16 protein-coding genes are annotated in these 24,280 nt (G+C 42.4%); 9 read left to right on the forward strand and 7 right to left on the reverse strand.

Going from position 1 to position 24,280, the window contains the following annotated elements:
* The first annotated feature begins 45 nt into the window (after positions 1-45).
* The 3 genes from M0Q51_06820 (at position 46) to M0Q51_06830 (ending at position 3,634) form a co-directional block, all read left to right on the forward strand.
* Positions 46-1,671 (forward strand): thiamine pyrophosphate-dependent enzyme, encoded by a 1,626-nt coding sequence (locus tag M0Q51_06820; GenBank protein MCK9399694.1) that lies wholly within the window; start codon positions 46-48, stop codon positions 1,669-1,671.
* Between the two features lie 6 nt (positions 1,672-1,677).
* Positions 1,678-2,262 carry an indolepyruvate oxidoreductase subunit beta gene (locus M0Q51_06825; protein ID MCK9399695.1) on the forward strand — a complete coding sequence of 195 codons (585 nt, stop codon included), beginning with the start codon at positions 1,678-1,680 and terminating at the stop codon, positions 2,260-2,262.
* A 103-nt stretch (positions 2,263-2,365) separates the two neighbouring features.
* A complete protein-coding gene (locus M0Q51_06830; GenBank protein MCK9399696.1) occupies positions 2,366-3,634 on the forward strand; it encodes a peptidoglycan DD-metalloendopeptidase family protein in 1,269 nt (422 codons plus the stop codon).
* Positions 3,635-3,721: 87 nt separating this feature from the next.
* Here M0Q51_06830 and M0Q51_06835 read toward each other — a convergent pair whose 3' ends face one another.
* The 6 genes from M0Q51_06835 to hisS all read right to left on the reverse strand — a co-directional run bounded on the left by M0Q51_06835 (position 3,722) and on the right by hisS (position 13,310).
* The gene (locus M0Q51_06835) at positions 3,722-4,555 is read right to left on the reverse strand and encodes a DUF4361 domain-containing protein (GenBank protein ID MCK9399697.1); all 834 of its coding nucleotides are present in this window, start codon (positions 4,553-4,555) and stop codon (positions 3,722-3,724) included.
* 43 nt (positions 4,556-4,598) lie between these two features.
* Positions 4,599-6,140: a SusD/RagB family nutrient-binding outer membrane lipoprotein gene (locus M0Q51_06840; GenBank protein ID MCK9399698.1), complete on the reverse strand. Its 1,542-nt coding sequence runs from the start codon at positions 6,138-6,140 to the stop codon at positions 4,599-4,601.
* Between the two features lie 22 nt (positions 6,141-6,162).
* Positions 6,163-9,324, reverse strand: a complete 3,162-nt coding sequence (locus tag M0Q51_06845) for a SusC/RagA family TonB-linked outer membrane protein (protein ID MCK9399699.1) — start codon at positions 9,322-9,324, stop codon at positions 6,163-6,165.
* A 246-nt stretch (positions 9,325-9,570) separates the two neighbouring features.
* Positions 9,571-10,017, reverse strand: a complete 447-nt coding sequence (locus M0Q51_06850) for a hypothetical protein (GenBank protein ID MCK9399700.1) — start codon at positions 10,015-10,017, stop codon at positions 9,571-9,573.
* Between the two features lie 27 nt (positions 10,018-10,044).
* A complete protein-coding gene (locus M0Q51_06855; protein ID MCK9399701.1) occupies positions 10,045-11,568 on the reverse strand; it encodes an aromatic amino acid ammonia-lyase in 1,524 nt (507 codons plus the stop codon).
* Between the two features lie 359 nt (positions 11,569-11,927).
* The gene (gene hisS / locus M0Q51_06860) at positions 11,928-13,310 is read right to left on the reverse strand and encodes a histidine--tRNA ligase (protein MCK9399702.1); all 1,383 of its coding nucleotides are present in this window, start codon (positions 13,308-13,310) and stop codon (positions 11,928-11,930) included.
* Between the two features lie 95 nt (positions 13,311-13,405).
* Between hisS and M0Q51_06865 the strand changes: the two genes are divergently transcribed.
* Together M0Q51_06865 and M0Q51_06870 are read left to right on the forward strand one after the other, a co-directional pair.
* Positions 13,406-14,602, forward strand: coding sequence for a glycosyltransferase family 4 protein (locus tag M0Q51_06865; protein MCK9399703.1), 1,197 nt, complete (start codon positions 13,406-13,408; stop codon positions 14,600-14,602).
* Positions 14,602-15,762, forward strand: a complete 1,161-nt coding sequence (locus tag M0Q51_06870; protein ID MCK9399704.1) for a glycosyltransferase — start codon at positions 14,602-14,604, stop codon at positions 15,760-15,762. The genes M0Q51_06865 and M0Q51_06870 overlap by 1 nt, the downstream gene beginning before the upstream one ends.
* Here M0Q51_06870 and M0Q51_06875 read toward each other — a convergent pair.
* Positions 15,695-17,167, reverse strand: coding sequence for an LptF/LptG family permease (locus M0Q51_06875; GenBank protein ID MCK9399705.1), 1,473 nt, complete (start codon positions 17,165-17,167; stop codon positions 15,695-15,697). The genes M0Q51_06870 and M0Q51_06875 overlap by 68 nt on opposite strands.
* A 136-nt stretch (positions 17,168-17,303) precedes the next feature.
* Here M0Q51_06875 and M0Q51_06880 point away from each other — a divergent pair, with 136 nt between their 5' ends.
* The 4 genes from M0Q51_06880 to M0Q51_06895 all read left to right on the forward strand — a co-directional run bounded on the left by M0Q51_06880 (position 17,304) and on the right by M0Q51_06895 (position 24,252).
* The gene (locus M0Q51_06880; GenBank protein ID MCK9399706.1) at positions 17,304-19,175 is read left to right on the forward strand and encodes a T9SS type A sorting domain-containing protein; all 1,872 of its coding nucleotides are present in this window, start codon (positions 17,304-17,306) and stop codon (positions 19,173-19,175) included.
* Positions 19,176-19,333: 158 nt separating this feature from the next.
* On the forward strand, positions 19,334-21,364 hold the full coding sequence (locus tag M0Q51_06885) for a T9SS type A sorting domain-containing protein (GenBank protein MCK9399707.1): 2,031 nt from the start codon (positions 19,334-19,336) through the stop codon (positions 21,362-21,364).
* A gap of 323 nt (positions 21,365-21,687) precedes the next feature.
* Positions 21,688-23,925, forward strand: a complete 2,238-nt coding sequence (locus M0Q51_06890; protein MCK9399708.1) for a right-handed parallel beta-helix repeat-containing protein — start codon at positions 21,688-21,690, stop codon at positions 23,923-23,925.
* A 42-nt stretch (positions 23,926-23,967) separates the two neighbouring features.
* A complete protein-coding gene (locus tag M0Q51_06895) occupies positions 23,968-24,252 on the forward strand; it encodes an SDR family NAD(P)-dependent oxidoreductase (protein MCK9399709.1) in 285 nt (94 codons plus the stop codon).
* Positions 24,253-24,280 lie beyond the last annotated feature (28 nt).

Raw genomic sequence — 24,280 nt, forward strand, 5'->3', positions numbered from 1 at the left:
ATATTTGTCATTAAGCCATCTATAATTAAATTAGGAGAAAAACGCATGGAGAAGATGCTTCTGTTGGGCAATGAAGCTATAGCACAATCAGCCATAGATGCTGGACTATCAGGGATATATGCTTATCCTGGTACCCCATCTACTGAAATCCTGGAATATGTTCAAAGGTCAAAAGAAGCCAGGGAGAAAAAAATACATTCAACCTGGTCAACTAATGAGAAGACAGCCATGGAATCGGCATTGGGGATGTCATATGCCGGAAAAAGGACGATGGTTTGTATGAAACATGTCGGGCTTAATGTTGCTGCCGATCCATTTATTAATGCTGCCATAACTGGCACAAACGGCGGCCTGATCGTCGTGGCAGCCGATGATCCTTCCATGCACTCCTCGCAGAATGAGCAGGATTCCAGGTTCTATGGCAAATTTGCCATGATCCCCATCCTTGAGCCAACCAACCAACAGGAAGCCTATGACATGGTGCGCTATGGATTCATGATTTCGGAGAAATACGGCATCCCGGTGCTGTTAAGGATTACTACCAGGCTTGCACATTCCAGATCAGGGATTACACGTTATGAAAGCCTGCCACAAAATGAGGTTCATCTTCCCGGAAATCCCAGGCAGTTCATTTTATTACCGGCTAATGCACAAAAGCAATATAAATCCCTGCTGCATAACCAGGCACTTTTCGAAGAGGAATCTGAAATTTCTTCTTTCAATAATTATAAGGAAGGTCGTGATAAAAGTCTGGGTGTTATTGTTTGTGGCATTGCATATAATTATCTGTTCGAAAATTTTCAGGAGGATGAATTTCCTCACCCGCTTCTGAAAATCGGCCAGTACCCTCTGCCTTACAATCTTATCCGGAGGATTTATCAGGATTGTGGAAGCATTCTGGTTCTTGAAGAAGGATACCCGATACTGGAAGAATTGCTGCGAGGAATACTTGATAACGGGAAAAAAATACTTGGCAGGATGGATGGCACCGTTCCCCGTGATGGAGAGCTTAACCCGAATATAGTTGCGCGTGCTCTTGGATTAAAGGAAGAGTATGGTTTGCCGGTCCCGCCAGTCGTAAAATCCAGGCCGCCTTCCCTTTGCAAAGGGTGCCCGCATATTTATTCTTATAATGCCTTGAATGAAGCATTGAGTTTTTACTCGAAGGGCAGGGTTTTTTCCGATATCGGCTGTTACACACTGGGTGCGCTGGAACCCTATGGGGCCATAAATACATGTGTGGATATGGGAGCGTCCATTACCATGGCCAAAGGGGCTGCTGATGCGGGATTTGTCCCGGCCGTCGCGGTAATCGGCGACTCTACCTTTACTCATTCGGGCATGACAGGGCTTCTGGATGCCATAAATGACAAGTCACCAATTACCGTTATGATACTCGATAACGCTACGACGGCCATGACAGGCGGGCAGAAATCGGCAGCAACAGGTAGGCTGGAAGATATCTGCCTGGGGCTTGGTGTTGAGAAAGAACATATTCATGTGGTCAATCCTTCACCTAAATACCATGAGGAAAACTTACAGATTATCAAGGATGAAATCAATTATCAGGGTGTTTCAGTAATAATCCCAAGACGTGAATGCATCCAGACGGTTGCCAGGAAGATCAGGGATGATAAAAAGCAAAAGCAACAGGAAGAAGTCATGGAATAAAGTAATATGAAAAAGGATATTATTCTTGCAGGCATTGGCGGTCAGGGTATTCTGTCCATAGCAGCAGTCATAGGAATGGCTGCGCTCAACTCGGGATTACAACTTAAGCAGGCCGAGGTGCACGGCATGAGCCAGCGGGGAGGTGATGTTCATTCAAACCTTCGCATTGCCGACCACAAGATCTATTCTGACCTCATTCCTTATGGCAGGGCTGATATGATCATATCCGTTGAACCGATGGAATCTTTACGGTATTTACCCTGGTTATCCAAAGATGGCTGGCTGATCTCCAATAATGTCCCGCATGTCAATATATCTGATTATCCGGATATGGATCAGGTATACCTGGCCATTGAAGCCGTTAGCCAGCATGTACTGATCAATGCGGACCAGGTTGCCAAAGACCTGGGCATGACCCGGTCGGCGAATATGGTTATTCTCGGTGCGGCCTCACCCTGGCTGGGAATTAAATATGAAGAGCTTGAAAATGCAGTTAAAAATATTTTCGCTTCAAAAGGCGCTGATATTGTCGGCCAGAACCTGAAAGCGCTCGCTGCAGGCATGGACTTTGCCATGAAGCACCATTCCTGATATTTCCATTCCAGTTAACTTTACAACTTCTCATCTTTTTAGAGAAATCTTCCAATTAATTTTTATATTTTTGGCCACTGGCTTTCATCAGTCTGTTAATTTCATGAAGCAAAAGCTGATCTTAGGTTTACTCATTCTGCTGATTCTCGGGATTTTGGCGCTTATTCCTTATTTGATCGGCTACTATGGCGAGAAACCTGCTGTTATTACTGAAACCATCGACTTTCCTGCTGAACAACATTTCGAATATGGTATCAATTGCGATTCCCTGAGGATCGAAAGAGGGGTAGTACGCAAGAACCAGTCATTATCTGAAATACTTTCTTTCTATGATATCGGGAGTGAAATCATTCACCAGATTGCCAGTATGTCCAGGCCTGTTTTCGATGTAAGGAAAATGAAAGTGGGGAATCCATATACTATCTTGTTTTCAAAAGATACCGTCCCGGAAATGCTTTATTTTATTTATGAAGAGGATGCTGTTTCCTATATCACTTATGGATTGGAAGATAAAATCACGGTAAAAAAAGGGGAGAAGCCCCTGATCAGGGACGTGAAGACTACCAGTGGCATCATCGAAACCTCCTTATGGAACGCAATGGTTGAACAAGGCGATGATCCGGGCCTGGCAAGCGAATTGTCGGAAGTCTATGCCTGGACGATAGATTTTTTTGGGATTCAAAAAGGGGATTATTATAAAGTTGTTTATGAAGACTTAAAGGTGGAGGGGAAATCAATTGGCGTTGGAAAAGTCCTGGCTGCCTGTTTTCATCACATGGGCTCTGATAATTATGCTTTTCGTTTCGGAACAAAAGGTGAGACGGGGTATTATGATGAAAAAGCGCAAAATCTTCAGCGTGCATTTTTAAAGGCCCCCTTACGTTTTAAACGCATCAGTTCCAAGTTCACTTACAGCAGGATGCATCCGGTATTGAAGATCAGGCGGCCTCACCTCGGTGTCGACTATGCCGCTGATTATGGGACACCGGTGCAGACTATAGGCGAGGGAACGGTAATCGATAAGGGGTGGGATAAGAAAGGTGGTGGAAACTATATAAAGATCAAGCACAATAGCGCCTACACCACTTTATATATGCACCTTTCAGGCTTTGCCAAAGGAATTAAAGCAGGAGCGAGGGTTCACCAGGGAGATATTATCGGTTACGTTGGAAGTACGGGTTTATCAACAGGCCCGCACCTGGATTTCAGATTTTTTAAAAACGGCCAGGCGGTAGATCCTTTAAAAGTTGAATCCCTGCCTTCAGAGCCTGTTGCCAGGGAATACCTGGAAGAGTTCAATCATCTGAAGGACTCTTGGAAGATTACACTTGATTCATTGGTGGTTGTCAGATTCTCTACGCCCGAAATGTAGTGTCCCCATGCAGAAATAGCTACTTTATCATAAAAAAAGGCTGTCTCAATTGCGAGACAGCCTTTATTATAACAAAATAATGATTTCTTATGGGATCGGAGTATATTCCTCATCCATTACCCTATTCCCTGAAGCTCCTACATAGAAATAATACAGGTAGAAGTGGCCGTTTGCAGGGTCAAAATAGGACCTTTTATCTGTTTGTGCAAACATATCTGTTGGTGCACCATTGGAGAAAGACACATCATTTGTGGCCGGGTCAATAGTGATAGTCACTGAGTATCCTGCTGCGCCTAAGTCACCTGCAGGTATCGAACAGGAATATGCACTTAAAGGCGTAAGGAATTTCTCTTCGTTAATAGGCCTGTCGCCTGCAGTCGGGTGATGAAACACACCGACGCATTGATAGAATCCGGCATATATATTGGCTACAGCAATGCCGGTAACAGAATTATTAACTACTTTACGCCCATCAGACGCCATAACGCTTATATATGATAATTCCCAGGAATCACCAATTGGCAGCAATGTTTCATCTGATGGGAGACCTTCTCCATCAAGTACCAGATCTTTTTTAAGATCCGCATAAGTGATAGAATAGGTCTTAACAATCTCTTCTGTTACATTTGCAGAAGCCACATCAATGGTACTCATTAATACTTGGTTGGATTCTGAGCCGGCAGCCAGGCTTATATATTTATTATATACTTCAATCGTGGTAATACCAGGGCCCATAGGAATAGTAACAGAAATGTTTACCGTAGGAGTAGCTCCTAGTTTATAAGGGATACTTCCTGTTGGGATAACTAATCCTCCTGTTTTCGCATCTTTCGTTACAAGATCTTCTGATTTATTACATGCGTTGACGAGGAATCCAAGCGCAGCAAAAACCAGCAGGAACAATTTTATTTTTGATTTCATATGATTGAATTTTAAATTTTAAGTATTATTTGAGAGAAATTCATTAATCCAAATCCCACCATACGCGAGTGTTCAAATCATCAGGTCCTCCTAACAAGGTAACACCTTCAGCGAGACTAGACGGATTTCGTGCTGCTTCATCTGTTGGATAAGGAACGCGTACAGGAATTTTCCCATCATTCATGCCTTCTGCAGCAGGAGTGAGTACCGGGTAACCGGTCCTGCGCCATTCAAACCAGGCTTGCAGTCCCTGGTCAAACGTAGCAGCCCATCTTTGGGTAGCAATGAGTTGCATTCCATTGCCGGCATCCCAGCCATAAATATCATTAGCAATGAAGTCAGCGGCAAGGGAGTCGGATGTCCATTCCGGGCTGGCCAGATAACCGGCGTTATCAACAGCTGCAACCAGGGCATCGCCAAACTGAGCATAGGAACCATATATACCAGCATAGTAAAAGGTTTCGGCATCACCTGAAATGTAATTTTTAAATGCAGCTTCAGCAAGGATAAACTGCAGTTCTGCATAGCTCATTAACATGCCGGGAGGCATTGGAGTGCCTGCTGCCATAGCAGTAAAGTAGTTTCCCAGTTTAGAGGTATATTTTATGCCATTTCCGTTATAAGATGCAGCCTGTGATGAGGTCAGCCCATTTGGCATACCTTCCCAGGTATCGTTATCATCGAGATCTGCATAAATAGCTATTCTCCAGTCAGCTTTTGGAGAAAGAGCCCACATCATGTCGGTGATAGTCTTACTTACCCTGTGGTCATCACGCGTTTTCCTGTTTTCGTTAAGCGGGTGATTATTCGGGAATGAGCCTAAATATTGCAGTGCCGCATTATCCTCATTGCTTTCAAAAATGGGGTATGTTGCAGGGTCATTAACTATTTTGCTCATCTCAGTCGTGGCAAAAGCTTCATCTCTTCCCGACATCCTCAGCAATAATCTCAACCTAAGTGAGTTTGCGAACTTTTTCCATTTTGTGATGTCATTATTAAAGAGAATATCTCCTGCGATTGCATCACCATCAATGGTAAGTAAAGTATTAGCTGTATCAAGTTTTGCAATGATATCCCTGTAAATAGACTCTTGTGAATCATATGGAGGGAGAGTGTTCAAAGCACCAGTCCAGGCATTGAAGTAAGGAACTGGCCCGTGAAGGTCGGTAATAACTGATGTGATATAAACCTTCAGTACCAGTGCAACGCCTTTATAATTATCATGTTGCCTGGCAACAGCGGTATTATAAAGTGTTGTAACACACATACCAGGCCCTGCATAAAAATTAGACCAGGTAGCATTTACCACGGATGTGCGGTATATATAGCGGTCTTCATCGGTGTACTGAACTTTAGCTTCGTGTTGAACCCAGCAATTGCCCATTTCTTCACCCAAAAAGATCTCCTGTACCCTGTCAGTAGTCATTTCAATAACATTTGTCAGGAGCATATCGGGGGCCGCCTTGTCCAATCCGGCATTATTCGGATCTGTATTGATATCTTCAAAATTCTTTGTGCAAGAATCGAATATGAAGAGGAACGCTGCTAGTATCGCTGCAATTCCGACAATTCGTTTTATTTTCATGTTATTTTCAATTTAAGTGTTACTAGAATTTCAAATTAATATTAAAACCAAGACTTCTTGCTGACGGGAGCTGGCCAAATTCCAAACCCTGGACATTGCCATTCGTGAATGAGGTTTCCGGATCAACATGAGGGACGGTGCTGTATAATATTGCCAGGTTACGTCCGACGATCGAGATATTTATACCTTTGATCGGGAAGTTGCCAAGATTCTTAAAAGTATATCCGAGACGCACTTCGCGCAGTTTGACATAACTTGCATCAAAAATACTACCGGCAGGGATGCTGTTTGTGAATGCAGCATGGTTATACTCTTCAGCAGTAACCACCACATCATTGGGTACATAAGTAATATTGCCATCAGCATCCTCAACCTCTTTAACGCCGATACCAACAATACCACCTTCTCTTCCAATCAGCGTTTCTTCGATAGCTCCGGCATATCTTCCCCATGCATTGGTCATGCAATAAACATCTCCACCCATATGGACATCAATTAAGAAACTTAAATCAAATCCTTTAAAGTTGAATTCATTGTTTATACCACCAATCCAGTCAGGCTGGTAATTACCCAGGATTTTAAGGTCCCCTTTGACTGGAACTCCATTTCTGTTAATAATATTTCCGTCAGGGTCGCGTAGGTAATCAGCACCATACAACGATCCATAAGGTTGGCCTGGAATTGCCATTACTTTAAGATCCCAATAGGTTCCTAATTCATACTGCTCAACGCCTTCCGCTAATGAAACAACTTCGTTCTTGTTTTTTGCAAAGTTTAAGTAAATATCCCAGTTAAATCCTTTGTCAGATTTGACAGGAGAAGCACCAAGGGTGATTTCGATACCGCTATTATCAATCTGACCGGCGTTAATAAACTTAGATGTATAACCGGAACTTGCTGAAACCGGGATGGCGATAATCTGATTCTTGGTCTGCTGGTTGTAGTAAGTAAAATCCAGGCTGATCCTGTTCAGGAAGAACTTTAATTCAGCACCTGTTTCGAATCCATAGACTTTTTGAGGCTTCAGTTCAGGATTCGGAAGACCGTCAGGCACATATTGATTCAAATATTTTGTAGCCGAGTTCCATCCTGAACCAAAACTTAATACAGGAAGAAGATTATACGGATCGGTATCACTACCAACTACGGCATAGCCAACTCTAACCTTGGCATACGACAGAACCTTATTATCCATCTTGGCAAGATCAGTTATTACAGCGCTTAACGTAAATGAAGGATAGAAGTACGACCAGCTTTCCTTAGGCAATGTACTCGACCAGTCATTTCTTCCCGTAAATTCAAGGAATAAGGCATTTTTAAATCCTAACTGTCCTGAAAAATACAAACTATGAATACTCTTTTCACGGAAAAAACTGGTTGATCTTAAAGCAACTTTGGAGTTAGCCAGGGTATAAACATCTGCAACCGCTAATTCATCTGCTGCCCCAAAAGTCCGATGGAAATTCTGATTCATGATGTTGCCCCCAAGGTTTACATTTAAATCAAAATATTCACCCAGGCCCTTGTCAAACATGATCAAAGCATCCGTATTGATTTCCTTAAAAGTAGAGAGGGCTTCATCATAAAATCCATTTGGATTATCCATATCTCCATAAGCTGCTCTTTCAGTGCTTAAATTGCTGTAATTGTCGATACCGGTGCGAACAAATGCAGAAAGGTTTTCGGTAAATTTGTATAATACCTTTGCATTTCCGAAGAGCCTGTCCCTGTCAAGCGTATTTAAGTTCTCGTTAAGAGTGAAATAAGGATTATTATGATAATTATAATTCCAGTTGTATTTTGATCCATCAGGGTTTGTATAATTCTTCAGATCAGAATAATTTACCTGCCTTGATGCCCAGATAAACTGTTGAAACACATTCTGTGCATCATATCCGTATGCTGGTAAATTATCACTAGTTGCCGAAACGTAGTTAACAGACCCGGAGATGTTCAATTTATCGGTTGCATTGGCTGAAGCACCAAAAGCGAGTGTGTTTTTTTTGTAATCCGTATTCGGGAGCATACCTGTTTGATTCATATTAGTGTAGGATAAACGGAAATTCGCATCCGTGTAACCACCAACTATTGCTAAATTCGTAGTGGTAGTAACACCTGTTTCCAGGAAATCCTTAATGTTGTCAGGATGTGAAATCCAGGGAGTTGCTGTACGCACGCCATCGACTATCGGAGAATCATATTGAGGAAGCATTAGACCTGCATCCAGTTTTGGTCCCCAGCTTTCATCGACTCCGTCTTTGGTACCACCACCGGCTCCATCCACATAGGAGAATACGCCTTCCGCACCCTGTCCGTATTCATTCTGGTAATCCGGCAGTCTTAATGGTCTTTCAAAAGTGGTTGAATTTGACAATTCAATGTTCAGACCTTTTCTTGTTGTACCTGAAAGGGAGCCGGATTTAGTAGTGATCAGAATAACCCCGTTAGCTGCTCTTGAGCCATAAAGGGCTGCAGCATTTGGTCCTTTCAAAACGGAGATACTTTCAATATCATCCGGGTTGATATCGGCTGCTCCATTACCTCTGTTCGTTCCATTGTTTTTACTGACGACTCTTCCTTTTCCGCCTAATCCGTCTCCGGCAGCAAAATCATCATTATTTATGGGTATACCATCAACAACAAACAGAGGCTGGTTGTTGCCTCCTAATGAACCGGCTCCGCGGATCACAATACGTGATGAAGATCCAACGGCGCCTGAAGAATTTGTGATCTGAACACCGGCTATTTTTCCGCTGAGTGAATTGACGATGTTCGTTTCCTTGGCCTTGGCCAATTCTTCGCCTTTCATGTCCTGCACGGCATAACCAATTGATTTCTTTTCACGTGAGATACCTAATGCCGTGACGACCACTTCGTTTAGCCCGACCACGTCATCTTCCAAAGTGATATTAATGACGGCCCTTCCGTCAATTTTTTCCTCTCTGGTCAACATCCCGACAAATGAAAAGATAAGCTCATTATAGCCTGCAGGAACAGTCAGTACAAATTTGCCGTTAATGTCGGTAACTGTCCCTGTCAGTGTGCCTTTGACAACAATAGAAACCCCTGGAAGAGGTGTCCCGTCTTTGGCATCCGTTACCGTCCCTTTGACTTCCATTTGAGCCAAAGCGGCATGCATTCCTACGAATAGTAGAAACACGAAAAAAAGTGTAAATTTTCTCATAGAAGTAATTTTTGGTTAATTGAATATTTGAATTCGCTTCTGTTAGTGCAATATTACAATAATATTAATTTATTCACAATTAATTTTTAAGAATTATTTAACCAAAAATTAACAAAATGGTAATATTATTCTCTGATCGCGTGATAGATAAGTGGTAATAAATTTTAAAAACTGACTATTTATTTATATACAGTCTAGTTTCATGGAAAATCGGTAGAGCATGTATTTAATAACTGAGATGTCATCTCAATTGTAGCATCTCCTAGAAAAATGAGCGATTCCAAGGATGAAAATAAACCCGGTATGGATCAGGTAGCGTAACCAGTCAAAATTAAGAAAGGCCAGATCCAGGGAAAAGATGATAAGCGCCGCAACAAAAAAAAGGTAAAATCCAACTTTACGTTTAAGCAGGAAAAGGATTATCCCGGCAGTGGCAGCGGTATATAATGCTGCTCCAGCTATTACAAACCAGCGGAAAAAATATGGAGAGGGGTCTTCAGGTCCATAGTAGGAACTGATGGCTTGGTTAATATTTCGGGAAAACATTAATCCGGCAAGAAAAATCAAGGCCAGGATCAGAAAATAAGTCAGTGCCATGGATAATATTATCCTGCACAAAAAAGACCTTTTTTTTATCCTGGCTGGAGGCAGCTTTTCCTGTAAATCAGGTGAACTCATTTCAATAATTGTCATGTGAAAATGAACAAGCTAAGATAGGGATTATTCCAAACAGCCGATCTCTTTTTCGACTTCATTTAGTATTTCGCAGGATTTGACCAGTGCCTTCATGGTGTTATGGTCGTCGTAAAGCGGGCGGTCGATATCAAGGAAAGTAACATGTTTACGAATAACTTCCTTTGCTTTTGTCACCCCTTTACCGAACGTGAATTCACGGAAATCGAGGGCCTGTGCGGCGGCCATCAATTCTATCCCCAGGATACCATAAGCATTATCCAGGATCTGGAAATTCTTCAGGGCCACATTCATGCCCATGGAGACGAAATCTTCCTGGTCGGCTGCGGCCGGGATCGATTGGATCGAAGCCGGTGCGGACAGGATCCTTTGTTCCACGATCTGCATATCGGCCGTGTACTGGCTAAGCATCAGGCCGGAAAACATACCTGCACCTTTGGTCAGGAAAGCCGGCAATCCGACACTGAGGGCAGGATTTACCAACCGGTTCATCCTTCTTTCAGACAGCACGCAGATCATAGTGATAGCAGCACCTGCCATATCCATCGGCAATGCTACCGGGCTTCCCTGGAAATTAGCCCCGGTTAAGGTAAGGTTCTCTTCAGGAAAGAAGATAGGATTGTCGCCAACACCGTTCAGTTCTGTTTCAACCTGTTTTACAGCCCATGCCATAGCATCGTGAGCCGTGCCGATCACCTGGGGTGTCGAACGCATCGAATAAGCATCCTGAACCTTGGATTTAATTTTCCCTTCAATAAGGTCGCCGCCGGATATAAGCTTGTTAATGGCGCCGGCACTCCGGATTGCTCCTGAAAAGCCTCTTACTTCATGCAGCTTGATATTATATGGCTTCATATTGGCCTTGAGCGCTTCGAGCGACATGGCCGCGGCGATTTCAGCCTGTTTCAGCCAGTTGTTGGCATCGTAAAGAAAGATTGCGCTCATGGCGGTCATCACGTTAGAGCCATTTATGGTGGCCAGTCCGTCCCTGGCCTGCAAACCAGGCACCGGGATGCCGGCCCTGTAAAGTGCTTCTTTGCCATCAAGCAATTCACCTTTATAATATGCTTTGCCTTCACCCATCATCAATAAGGCGATCTGCGACATTGGCGCAAGGTCCCCGCAAGCGCCAACAGATCCCTTCTGGCAAACATAAGGCGTTACCTCTTTGTTGAGCATTTCCACCAGGGTTTGGGTGATAGCCAGGCGCATACCTGAATTGCCGTGCGCATGTACATTGATCCTGCCCACCATGGCGCCCCTTACCCACTCGATAGGCATTGGGTCTCCGATACCGGCCGCATGATTATATATAAGGTATCGCTGGAATTGCTGAACCTGTTCATCAGTCAGCACCATTTCCGAGAATTCACCGATCCCGGTATTGACCCCGTACATGATTTCACGGGCAACGATTTTCTTTTCCAACATGGCACGGCAGGCTTCGATCCTTGTGACCGCATCCGGGTGAAGTTCAACTTTTTCATTGTGACGGGCCACATTGACCACGTCTTCTATGGTGAGGCCGGAGCCTTTTATAACTAGGGTCATAAATTATAATTTTGAATGTTAAATGTTGAATTTTGAATTAATGTATTATTTGTGAACAAGAAGTGAATTTTAAATATCGAATCCTGAATTCAACATTTAAAATTCAACATTCAACATTTCAATAGAGTGCTGTGCGGTTGATCTTGATCTTAAACTTTAAAATCCAGCTATACATAAATTGGAGGTCAATTTGCACAAAATTAGAAAAATATTCACTATTGTCCGATTAACTTTTGTTTATCCCCAACAGGGAATTAAATCCAAATCGTATTCCACACTGCTACAACACTTTATCTGCTACGCAGAATTCGCCGTAGGTGATTTAGTATGGTAGAACAAAAGTTGCCCCATAAAAACAATTACCTCGTAGAGGTTTTAGTATCCTTAAACATGCTGATCAGCTGTTCAATTGTAAGGGCAAACTGCTCGCCTGATTTCATGTTTTTCACGGTAAGACTGCCACTGCTGATCTCATCTTCCCCGATTAACACAACATAAGGGATTTGTTTCTGGTCAGCATATTTCATTTGCTTTTTCAGCTTTCCGGGGTCCGGGTAAATTTCCGTGACAATCCCGGATTCACGCAACTGAACGGCAAGCCGGAGGCAGTATTTTTCTTCCTTTTCACCAAAATTGACAAATAAAACCCGGGTTTCTGAAACATCGTGTTCAGGGAACCGGTTTAAAGCAAGCAATACATCGTAAATCCGGTCAGCGCCGAAGGAGATCCCGACCCCTGAAACACCCGGGAGACCGAAAACGCCTGTCAGGTCATCATATCGTCCACCCCCGCAAATACTTCCAATCTCAACTTCGTTTGACTTAACTTCAAAAATAGTCCCGGTGTAATAATTCAGCCCGCGGGCAAGGGTAATATCCAGTTCACAGCCATCTACAATACCCAGGATTTCCAATCTTTCATAAATAGTGCGCATTTCGCTGATTCCCTGAATCCCCTGAGCAGACCCTTCCAGCATGGCCTGCAGGATTTGGATTTTTTCCCTATAATCTCCTTCCAGGTTCATGAAAGGGATGAGTTTGCCAATTTCGCCGGGTGTGAACCCTTTAGTAATAAGTTCTTCCTGAACTTTTTCCAGGCTAATTTTTTCCAGTTTGTCAAGGGCAACGGTAAGGTCTGTAAAACGGTCCGGCACGCCTGCTATTTCAGCCATTCCGGCCAGTATTTTCCGGTTATTCAGTTTTGTAATCACCCGGACATTGAGATTTTTGCAAATGTCATGAATGATCTGAACGAGTTCCACTTCATTCATTAGCGAATCGCTGCCGATCACATCCACATCACACTGGTAAAACTCCCTGTATCTCCCTTTCTGGGGTTTGTCGGCCCGCCAGACGGTCTGGATCTGGTAACGCTTGAATGGGAAGGTGATTTCATTCAGATGCTGAACCACGAAACGGGCAAACGGGACAGTCAGGTCATACCGCAATCCTTTTTCAGCGATCTTTTGCGTCAACTGGCTGAGGTTTTCTTTATCTACTTCACCAATTGCAATATCAGACAAATAGTTACCGGAGTTAAGTATTTTAAAGAGGAGTTTATCTCCTTCATCACCATATTTTCCGGTAAGTGTGGACAAGTTTTCCATAGCCGGGGTTTCGATAGGGACATATCCATAATGGCTGAACACTTTCCGGATATGCTCAAAAATATAATTTCGCCGCATCATTTCCTGCGGTGTAAAATCCCTTGTGCCTTTCGGGATGGTATATTTTTCCCCCATGATAAACTTATTTTCAGGATTTAACTTCGATCAATTTTAAGCAAAGGTCGCATTTTTCGCTTATTTTTGCCTCCTTCTGGATATAAAATTACCGGATGCACATCCTTCAGATAGCTAATAAGTTCCCTTATCCTCCAAAAGACGGGGGTTCTATCGCAACATTGAACCTGAGCAGGTCATTTGCTTCCCTTGGACACCGGGTTACGGTGCTGGCTATCAATACTTCAAAGCATTTTTCAGATCCTGCACTGATACCGGCTGAATTGTCCCAACAGATACGTTTTATTAGTGTTCCGGTGGATACGGATATCAGGATCCTGCGAATGATCAGGAACTTTTTATTTTCCGACAGGCCTTATAACGCGGAAAAATTCATCAGTCCTGACTTTGATCAAAAACTTCAGGAACTGCTGATTTCCAATAAATTCGACATCATCCAGCTTGAAGGCCTTTACCTGGCGCCTTATCTTAAAACCATCCGCACTCATTCAGCTGCGAAAGTCGTGATGCGTGCACATAATATTGAGCACGAGATCTGGGAAAGGACCGTCGCCCAGCAGAAAGGTCTGAAAAAATGGTATATCAGGAACCTTGCAGGCCGGATCAGACGAATGGAGCTTCAGTTTCTGAACAGTTATGATGCCGTCCTTCCCATTACTTCCCGCGATGGAGACATTCTGAGGAATTTAGGGTGCCGTTTACCCTCTCATGTTGTTCCAATGGGTGTAAACGCCGGCGAACTGCTTCCTGAGCATGGCATGCTCGAATTCCCGTCAATATTCCATATCGGGGCACTCGACTGGATGCCCAACCAGGAAGGGCTCATATGGTTTTTTGAAAATGTATGGGAGAAAATACTGGAAAAACATCCTGACCTGGTGTTTTACCTGGCTGGCAGGAATGCACCACGGCATTTCAAGACGCTTCCTTACCCCAATGTCGTTTTTTTAGGTGAGGTTGAAGATGCTTACAATTTTATCCGTAGCAAAGCTGTCATGATCGTCCCGGTTTTATCAGGAAGCGGGATGAGGATTAAGATCATTGAAGGGATGGCCCTGGGAAAAGCAATTGTAACAACATCTATTGGGACGGAAGGCATAGCCACTACACATGGCACAGATATCCTTATCGCTGATGACCCGGAACAATTTGCCAGGAACGTTTGTGCCCTGATCGAAGACCGGAATTATTGCCTGGAAATTGGAGAAAATGCCCGTAACTTTGTAACAGTCCATTATGATAACTTTGCCATCACTTCATCGTTGGCAGAGTTTTATCAAAGTATACTCTGATGATCCCTGAACTCATATTCTGGATAGTTGTTTTTCTGGTTCTGCATACTTACGTGCTATACCCATTGATCCTGCGTGTTTTTTCTGCAGGCAGGAAGGGAAATTCCCTGGTTTATGAACGGAATGAAGAATTGCCCGTAGTTTCCGTCATTATCTCTGCTCATAATGAAGAAGCCTGTATTAAAGAGAAAGTGCAGAGCATTTTTGCCGGCTTTTATCCTTCAGAAAAATTTGAAGTGCTGATCGGCTCTGATCATTCCACTGATAAAACGGGAGATATTATCAGATTGTTGATGAAAGATTACCCCACTTTAAAGTTTTTCGATTTTAAGGAAAGAAGAGGGAAGGGGAGCGTGGTTAATGATCTGGTTCAGAAAGCATCCGGGACGATCCTCGTTTTAACGGATGCCAATGTGATTTTCAATGGCGATACTTTATTTTACCTGGTCAGGCATTTTAAAAACAGCATGATCGGATTGGTAGACACCAATATGGTTAACCGGGGGATGAAGGAAGAAGGAATTTCATACCAGGAAAAGGCATATATATCGAGGGAGGTATGGATCAAGGACCATGAAAGCCGCTTGTGGGGCGCTATGATGGGACCATTTGGCGGATGTTATGCCATCCGGAAAGAGGATTATGCCCGGGTGCCTGCTAATTTCCTGGTTGATGATTTTTATATCAATATGAGGATTTTTGAGAAGGGTAAACTTGCTATTAATGATATTCGTGCTATTGTTTTCGAGCGTGTTCCGGATGAACTGAAAGTTGAATTCCACCGGAAAGTGCGGATTGGCACAGGAAATTTCCAGAATCTCCGGAAATTCTGGCGACTGATTTTTACTTCAAGGTATGGATTTGCTTTTCTCTCTCATAAAGTGATTCGCTGGTTCAGTCCTTTTTTCCTCCTCACCGCTCTGGCAACCAATATATTTCTTGCTTTCGGAAGCAGGTTTTACTTATGGATTTTGTTTTGCCACTTATCGATATATTTCATTCCTCTCATCGATTGGGCATTGAAGAAGCTCAATATCTATATCGGGCCATTCCGGTTGGCGACACATTTTTTATCCATGAATACCGCTCTGTTTATCGGGTTTTTCCGGTCGCTCGGAAAAGTCCGGTCAGGCGTTTGGGAACGAACCGAACGGGGTTAAATTTCATGAATACCTTATTCCAGATATCCATATCCATAAGCGGAGAATCGGTTGTGGCCTTAAAGGCAAGAAAGAATCCCAGTGGAAGAAGTATAATAGATGAAAGCCACATTCCGGCTGTAACTCCCATCGCACCTTTCAGGGCAGACTTTTCACCGATCATTGATATGATATGATACAGGATGAAAAATAAGATGGAGACCACTGCCGGAAGGCCTAACCCTCCTTTCCGGATAATTGCTCCAAGGGGTGCGCCGATAAAAAAAAGTACCAGGCAGGCGAATGACAAAGTAAACTTCCTGTGCCATACGATTTCGTGTTTAACCAGATATTCTTCACTACTGGTCAGCGACTGTATATGATAATCAAGTGTTTTTTTTATATTACGGGCTGATCTTAATGCAGCAGAAGTTATCCGGACCCGTTCCTCTCCGGAAAACTGATCAAGAAAATCCTGTTTGATGATAAAACCAGTATCCTGGCCCAGCTGGTAAGTTGAGTCCAGATTCAGATAAACCCGGTAATTGCGGGGAAAGTTTTCGGCCAGGTTAAAACGCCGGTCGCGGATGGAAGTTCCCAGGGAGTCGATAAAGTAATTCAACTGCCTGATATTCAACATCTGGTAATTGTTCTTAAAAAGATCTTCATTCGTCCGGTTAAGTTCAAATGCTGAAAGATCGAATTTTCTTTGTTGCATTTTGAAAAAGGTACGCTGGAACGGGTTGGTTTTTCTTGAATCTTTCTGGTCCACTTTATCCTGGTAATTATATCCATCATAAAGTGTAAAAAAAAGGTACCTGCCATCAGGGGTTGATTCCATCAGTCCGGAATCAGCCACGGTCACATCAGTATTACCCCATCGGGCAGTATGATTATAGATCATTACCTTATATATACTCTTCCCATCTTTTCCTTTTCTGCCGACCCTGATAACATAATCTTCCATATCGTTATAGAAGATGCCTTCTTTTATATTCACGGCCAGCTTTTTTTTCCTGACATCATGAAGAAGAGATTTGAATTTCAGGTTAGCGACCGGCAGCACATTATTGGAAAAATAAAAGGCAAATCCGGAAATGAGAATAGATAAGATAATCATTGGCTTCATGATGGTACGCAAGGAAATGCCTGACGATTTCGTGGCTACCAGTTCGTAATGCTCACCGAGGTTCCCAAAAGTCATCAGCGAAGAAAGCAGGATGGCTAAAGGCAAGGCAAGAGGGACGAAAGTGAAAGAAGCGTAAAAAAGCAGTTCGCCGATGATATACCAATCCAGGCCTTTACCTACGAGGTCATCGATATATTGCCATAAGAACTGCATGAGAAGAATAAACAGCGAAATGAAGAAAGTGGCCAGCAAGGGTCCCGCATAGCTTTTCAATACTAAAGCATAAATCTTTTTCATGACCGGCAAGCTTTCTTCAACGCAAAAGTAGGGTAATTAATTGCTGGTGAAAAAATATATTAATTGATGAATTTAAGATTTTTATATTATTTTTGCAAATCTGCGAACCAAACGTTTAATTAAATAAAGGAAAAAAATGAAAAAACTATTACTCTTAACCCTTGCGCTTATCATTGGGTTTACTGCTATCTCACAGATAGCAACTATGCCTAAACAACTGCTTAATAAAGCAGAGAAGGTTGAATATCAGAAGCCTATCAGGGATCTTTCTGATTTTTCAGTACCTGTCAATCCTACGGTGAGGTCCTATGCTACGGCCCCATCAGAAACGATTATTGGTTATTCGTTCTATGATTTGTGGTCAAATAACGCTTACAGCAACCGGTTTTACAGGTATGACGATGGTACCATGGCGGCTGTCTGGACCCGTGGTATGGAACCAACGACTTTTCCCGAGAGGGGAACCGGTTATAATTATTTCAACGGAAGTGAATGGGCACCGCCACCAGCAGCCAGAATTGAAACCGTCCGGACCGGCTGGGGCAGCTATGCACCCTATGGCCTTAACGGGGAAATCGTTGTTGGGCATAACGGAACAAATCTGCAAATCTCAAAAAGAGATAACCGATTCACCGGTGCATGGGTGGAATCCAGTTATGTTGGCGTAATCCAACCAACATGGCCCAAAATCGTGACTTCCGGTGATGAGAATCAGTACACGCATATTTTCTATAACTCCTATACTGCCTTAGGTGATCAGCCACAAGCAATTGTTTATACGCGTACTTCCGATGGTGGCGCAACCTGGGATCCGGCAGATATTGTTCTCCCTGGCATGGGTCCTGAAGATATTTTCGAGTTCTATTCGGAAGAATTCGTGTTGGCCAGCAAGGGTGATATTGTTGCCTTGTTTGTATGTAGCGCCTGGACTGACATGTTCATCATGAAATCAATGGACAATGGCGACACCTGGGAAAAGATCATGGTGAGGGAACATCCTTACCCACTTTGGGATTTTAATACTATGACTATGGATTCTACGCATACTTGCGACAACTCGGGAGGTATTGCTATCGATAATAACGGGAAATGCCATGTTGTTTTCGGTTTATCCAGGATTATAGTTGAGGAAATAACTAGCCCACCTGGTGGCTACGGCTTATTCTCCTGGGTTGACGGCATTGGCTACTGGAACGAGGATATGCCACCATTCTCAAATGATCCGCGTGCAATGGCCGGACCACAATACGGATATGAAGCTTCAGAGATGATCGAAGATTATAATTATATCGGTTGGGCACAAGATGTTGATGGCGACGGGGAACTTACCTATATTACAACTGCTGATGGTTTTCCAATGACGTACCGGAGTGTTGGATTATCAACGATGCCTACCATTTCGATTGATGATGAAGGCCGTATATTTATTGCCTTCTCATCATATACGGAAACCTTTGATAATACCGAGTACAATTTCCATAAGATCTGGGCACGCGCTTATGATAATGGCGTTTGGGGGCCCTTTTATCATGTGACCAGCGACATTATGCATATTTTTGATGAAAGTATTTGGCCTCTGTTTACTGCAAGTTCCGACGGTGACGTCCATATGATCTACAATACTGACGGAACACCGGGATTTGCCCTAAATACTCCTCCTGACCACGAATTCCAGGAAAATGCTATCTGGTATTCAGCAATTCCTAAAGATGACCTGCTGACAAGGATCGGTGACAACAATCTTCTCAGCACAACCAGTGTTTCCCAGAATTATCCCAACCCTTTCGACGGTACAACCACCATTACGGTCAACCTTCAGAAGGCAGCTAATCTTAACATGAAGGTTAGCAATATCCTTGGACAACAAGTAATGGATATGCAGAGAGGAAATGTTTCTGCCGGAACCTATTACTTCCAGGTCGATGGGACAAAATTGCAGGATGGCGTATATTTTTATACTGTAAAAGCAAACAACAGTGAGGTTACTAAGAAAATGATCGTTAGATAACCTTTTCTGATTATTGATCTGAAGCCGGACTTATGAATTAAGCCCGGCTTTTTTTTATGCAATTATTTATCAACGGGAATATTTACTTTTAAAAAAAGCATAACTTTATGGTTTGATTTGTGAAACCTTAATTAATAAGTTCAATTAAAAAAATTATTATGAAAAAACTATTACTATTATTAGTAGCAACATGTTTTATTTTTGTTGCAAATGCCCAAAAAGCTACAGAAGCTGTTAAAATGAATCAAGAAAAGTTACTTCATGATAGTGAATATCAAGGAGCAGTCCTTCCAGTCACAATTAATTACTCTAATGATGCGAAAGATAGCCGTGAAAAAATATATGTCGGAAGAGCGCATAGCCAAAGATCTTTTCGTCGTGAAGACTGTAAGGTTATATCTTATAATAAAGATTTGGATTTGATAGGTATATCTTTTATAATAGATAAAGAAACTTATCCCTCCATTGCTTTGAGTAATGGATCTGTTGGAATCTTCTATTCCGCTGATCATGGCCAAACATGGGTCGGACCAGTGCTCCTCTCTGATTTTAGCGCTGAGGGTTTGCGTAATTATTACTTATCAGGCGTTATTTATAACCCAAGCGACAATGTTGTTATAGAAAACGCTTATGGTGTATACCAGGGTGTTCCTCCTGATGATCCTGCTCTGGCAGTCTGGAACAAACAGGCGTTTGGAACAAGTACCCTTGGAGGTGCTAATTACTTATCGGAATACTTTGAAAACAGTGGATCGAATGATTATGATGGATACTTCAATCAATTAGGATTAACCCAAATAGAAGATTTCATGAAGTGCTTTAATATTTGGGCAGAAGGACCATGGGCTGGTTTTACAGCACTTAAAATGGAAGACATTCAAGGACTTTACAATGGTACCGGATTTGACTGGGAACTGGAACATTCTGTCATAGATATGCCTTTTAATCTGGATCCCACAGATAATACAGCCATTTGGTGTGGTAAATGGACCTTTTCTGATGTAGCAGCAGATATGGTTTGGTCAGATGATGGTGAGATTGGATATGCATGGATGGTTGGTGCAACTTCAGAAAATTTAGAATCTGGTTACCAACCACTTCTGTATAAAACCACTGATGGCGGAAATAGTTGGGATTACATTGAACTTGACTTCCAGGAAAGTCAGTGGCAGGATTTCTTTCAAAACGGCGCAACCGCTCCCGAAGACTGGTTAATTCTCCCCTGTCATAATCAAGGTGTTTGGCAAGACTTTACTATTCCATGGTTCGATGCTACTGCAGGTGCAGTTGATGCTGAAGGGAATTTGCAATTATTTGGAGCTGTGAGCAGCCACTACACTGACTTTATTCATAACGGTTATTATTACGATAGTATTGGTTTCAGATATAATTTCTGTGGTAATCTGTTTAAATTCACCATTGGAGATGAATTAATTGATATTATGTTTGTTGATACATTAGCGACAAATGCTGCCAGAGACCTTGTAGATGGAACAACCAGTGACTCATTGTATTGTGGCACTAATGGCTGGCAGCACAGACTGCAAATTACTAAAGATGAACGCTCAGAAGAATTCTTTTTAACATGGACAGATTCAGAACCAGGGGATCGTGTACAGGAGAATATGCAGCCTGATATAAATGGTTGGTCTTATAATATAACTACCGGCGAACATACAGATCCTGTTTGCTTCACTTGCGGTACAACATGGCCTTATGAACATTATTGGTTTGTCCAAGCATCTGATTATGCCTGTTATAATTCTGTTGATTCAACTTTTACTGTCCCTATGGTGAATGCTGTTAGTTTAAATGATTTTTTTACTAACGCAAGTGGCTCTGCGGATCCTATTGATGTTGAATATGTAACTGGTATAACATTCGATGCAATTGATCCAATTCATGTTGGTGTAGATGAATTTTCAGGACTATCAAACATCAGCGTTTCTCAAAACCTGCCGAATCCGGTTACAGGTATCACTACCATCAAGATTAACAGCGAAACTGTTGCTCCGGTTACCGTTGAAGTTTCAAATCTTATCGGACAAATTGTTCACACAATAGATGCCGGTATCATTAACGGAAACATTAGCGTTAACATTGACGTAAGCAATCTTGAAGCAGGTGTATATCTCTACACGGTGATTATTGCAAACGAGCGCGTTTCAAAAAGAATGATCGTAAGATAAACCTCTTTTTCAGACAATTAATATTAAGCCGGGCTTTCATGTTAAGTCCGGCTTTTTTCATGCAATTATTAATAATCAGTTCACCATTGACGGCAGCAAGCTGGACAATGGGATCTATTTCTATACGGTATTCACCGGTCAAGAATCTGTGACCAACAAGATGATCATCAAATAAGAAAGCTTTTAAGCTTATCAATTATATTTAAAGGCAGGGCTTAAAAAATCCTGCCTTTTTTTTATTTCTGCTATAGAAAAGAAAAATAATAGTTTTCCCACTTTATTTTCCTGTAAATTTATAGGGCCAATTTTAATCTTTCCTGATCATGAAAAAAGTATACTTCATTTTCGTGTTGATTGCTCTTATCGGGCAATCTGCCCTTCGTGCCCAAACCTATATGAATATGGGAGATAATATCGATATTCCCGGTTACTCATGGATCATCTTTAACCCCGGAACCTATACAATCCCTGACCCGGGCAATGACGGACTGATCAGGATCAATAACCAGCAGAATATTATCCTCGACGGTGCAAATGTCGCCGTTGACGGAATGAATTATTCAGGGTACATGATCAAGATCAATAATTCCAAAAACATTACCATCCGGAATTTTGAATCGGCAAGCCGGTTTAAATACGCCGTATATATCACAAATTCCGACAGTATCCAGATTTATAATTGTGATTTCTCTTTTAACAAAGTCGATTCAGCCGGATGGATTGATGTCTGGTCTGATTATCAGTCAGCTTTAGGAGGAGGAGTGATGATGTACCTGACCGATTATGTTGATATTCATAATAATACCATGAAGATGCAGAATGATGGCGTGGCTTTATACCATTGTAACCATATTTCAATATGGGAGAACGATTTTGACTGGAATACTTCCTACGGGGTAAGGATGTATTTCACAAATTCCTGCCACATTCACCATAATTTAGCTTCACATGTTAACCGTCCCTTTACCAATCCCAGTGATTGTGCCGCAATCCTTATGATCGTTTCCAATGAAAACCTGGTGGAGCATAATGACTTCAGCTATTCCGGCGATGGCATCTTTTTAGGGCAATACGAATACTCGTCCACTCCGAACAATAATGTATTTCTCTACAATGAATGCTCATACTCACCGCATAATGCTATTGAGGCAACCTTTGCAGACGGCAATATTTATAGATGTAATGCCTGTAACTACAGCCATTATGGTTTATGGCTAGGGTATTCGTTTAATTCACTTGTTGACAGCAATGAAATAATCGGGAACCAGTCTTCAGGAATCGCTATCGACAGGGGTTTCAGCAATATTATCAGCCAAAATATGATCAGCGACAATCCTATAGGTATTGAACTCTGGGAAGGAAGTGCCATCCCGCCTTATCAGAATCAGTTTTCCCATGATTACCTGGTCAAAGGAAACCTTCTTGAAGGTAACCGGCTTGCCATCAAGTCAAATAACACTGAACACCTTGTGTTTGACAGTAATGCAGTGATTTATAACAATGACGGCATTCAACTCAATGGGTCATCCCCGCAAGACACTTTTTATTTCAACTACTTTAAAAATAATGCCTTATATCATATTGAGAATTTATCTCCAGACGATATTTATGCCCCCTATAATTCATTTTTCTCCCCGGATGAAGATTTCATAGCCTGTAATATTTATGATTTTGCTGACAATCCTGCTAAAGGAGAAGTGATCTGGCATCCCTTCTTTTATGGTGAACCCCCTGTTGTCACTAATGAACAATTGGAGGATATGACTGAACCTACAGCTGAATGGTATGCTTATCCGGAAGTATGCGGGGGATACGGCGGAAGTATGGCAACGACGGTTTCCTGGGATTCAACAGATATGAAGGAAGGGGTTGCTTCGGTACATTGTGTGACTGGCAATGGTTGGGATATCGGTCTTCAATACTGGCCGGGCAGCGATACAATTGTCCATTGGCAGCTCAGCGGGCAGGACACGCTGATATTCTGGCTTAAAACGGTTAATACCACTGGCTACGGATTTCAGTTTCATCAAATACGTGTAGGGAATCTTTGCGGAGGTTATTATAAATATTCCGGGTCACCAAATGTGCTTAACGCGGCTAATGGTACCTGGAAAAAGATCAAGGTGCCCCTTGCCGGCGGAGGTTCACCTTATAATTATGTCAGAACAGAAATCGGTGAAGTTTCTTTTGATGATATCAGTTATGTTTCCATTCATGCTGATACATGGGATTTTGGCTTTGAAATCTGGCTCGATGGGATGCATTTCAGCTCATTCTCAACCGGACTGGATGAACTTAATGGCCAGAACCTGTCTTTCAACTGTCTGCCGAATCCGATGGGTGAATCGGCAATTATTACCTGGAGAACTGATCAACAAGGGCCTCTCAATTTTGAGCTATTTGACCTCACTGGAAAACAGCTTTATTGGAAAGAACTGAATTCGATCAGTGAAACGACCAATCAATTTGTTTTTTGCAATCCGGGAATTTCACCGGGACTATACCTTGCATCAATGAAATCCGCTCATCGGGTCCAGATCAGGAAGCTCATCATCCGTTGAACAAAGCCCTCTTTCCTTTGTTAATAAGGGAAATGCAAGAATATGCCTGAATTTGACGGTAACTGGACGCTTATCACCGGGGCATCATCGGGTTTTGGATATGAGATTGCCAGGATACTTGCATCAAAGGGACACAACCTGGTGCTGGTGTGCCGCAATGAAGAGCGTCTATGTCAGATTGCACGCGAGTTAAATGAAATTTCAGATATCATTATCATGCCGGTGGATCTAGCCAAAGCCGGTTCTGCAACTTTGCTGTTCAATGAATGTGAACGCCTCAAGCTAAAGATCAATGTCCTGATCAACTATGCAGCGGAAAATAATTAACTTTGCCCGCTCATAAATTTGTCGATTT

The organism is Bacteroidales bacterium, assembly GCA_023229505.1.
Lineage (GTDB): Bacteria > Bacteroidota > Bacteroidia > Bacteroidales > JAGOPY01 > JAGOPY01.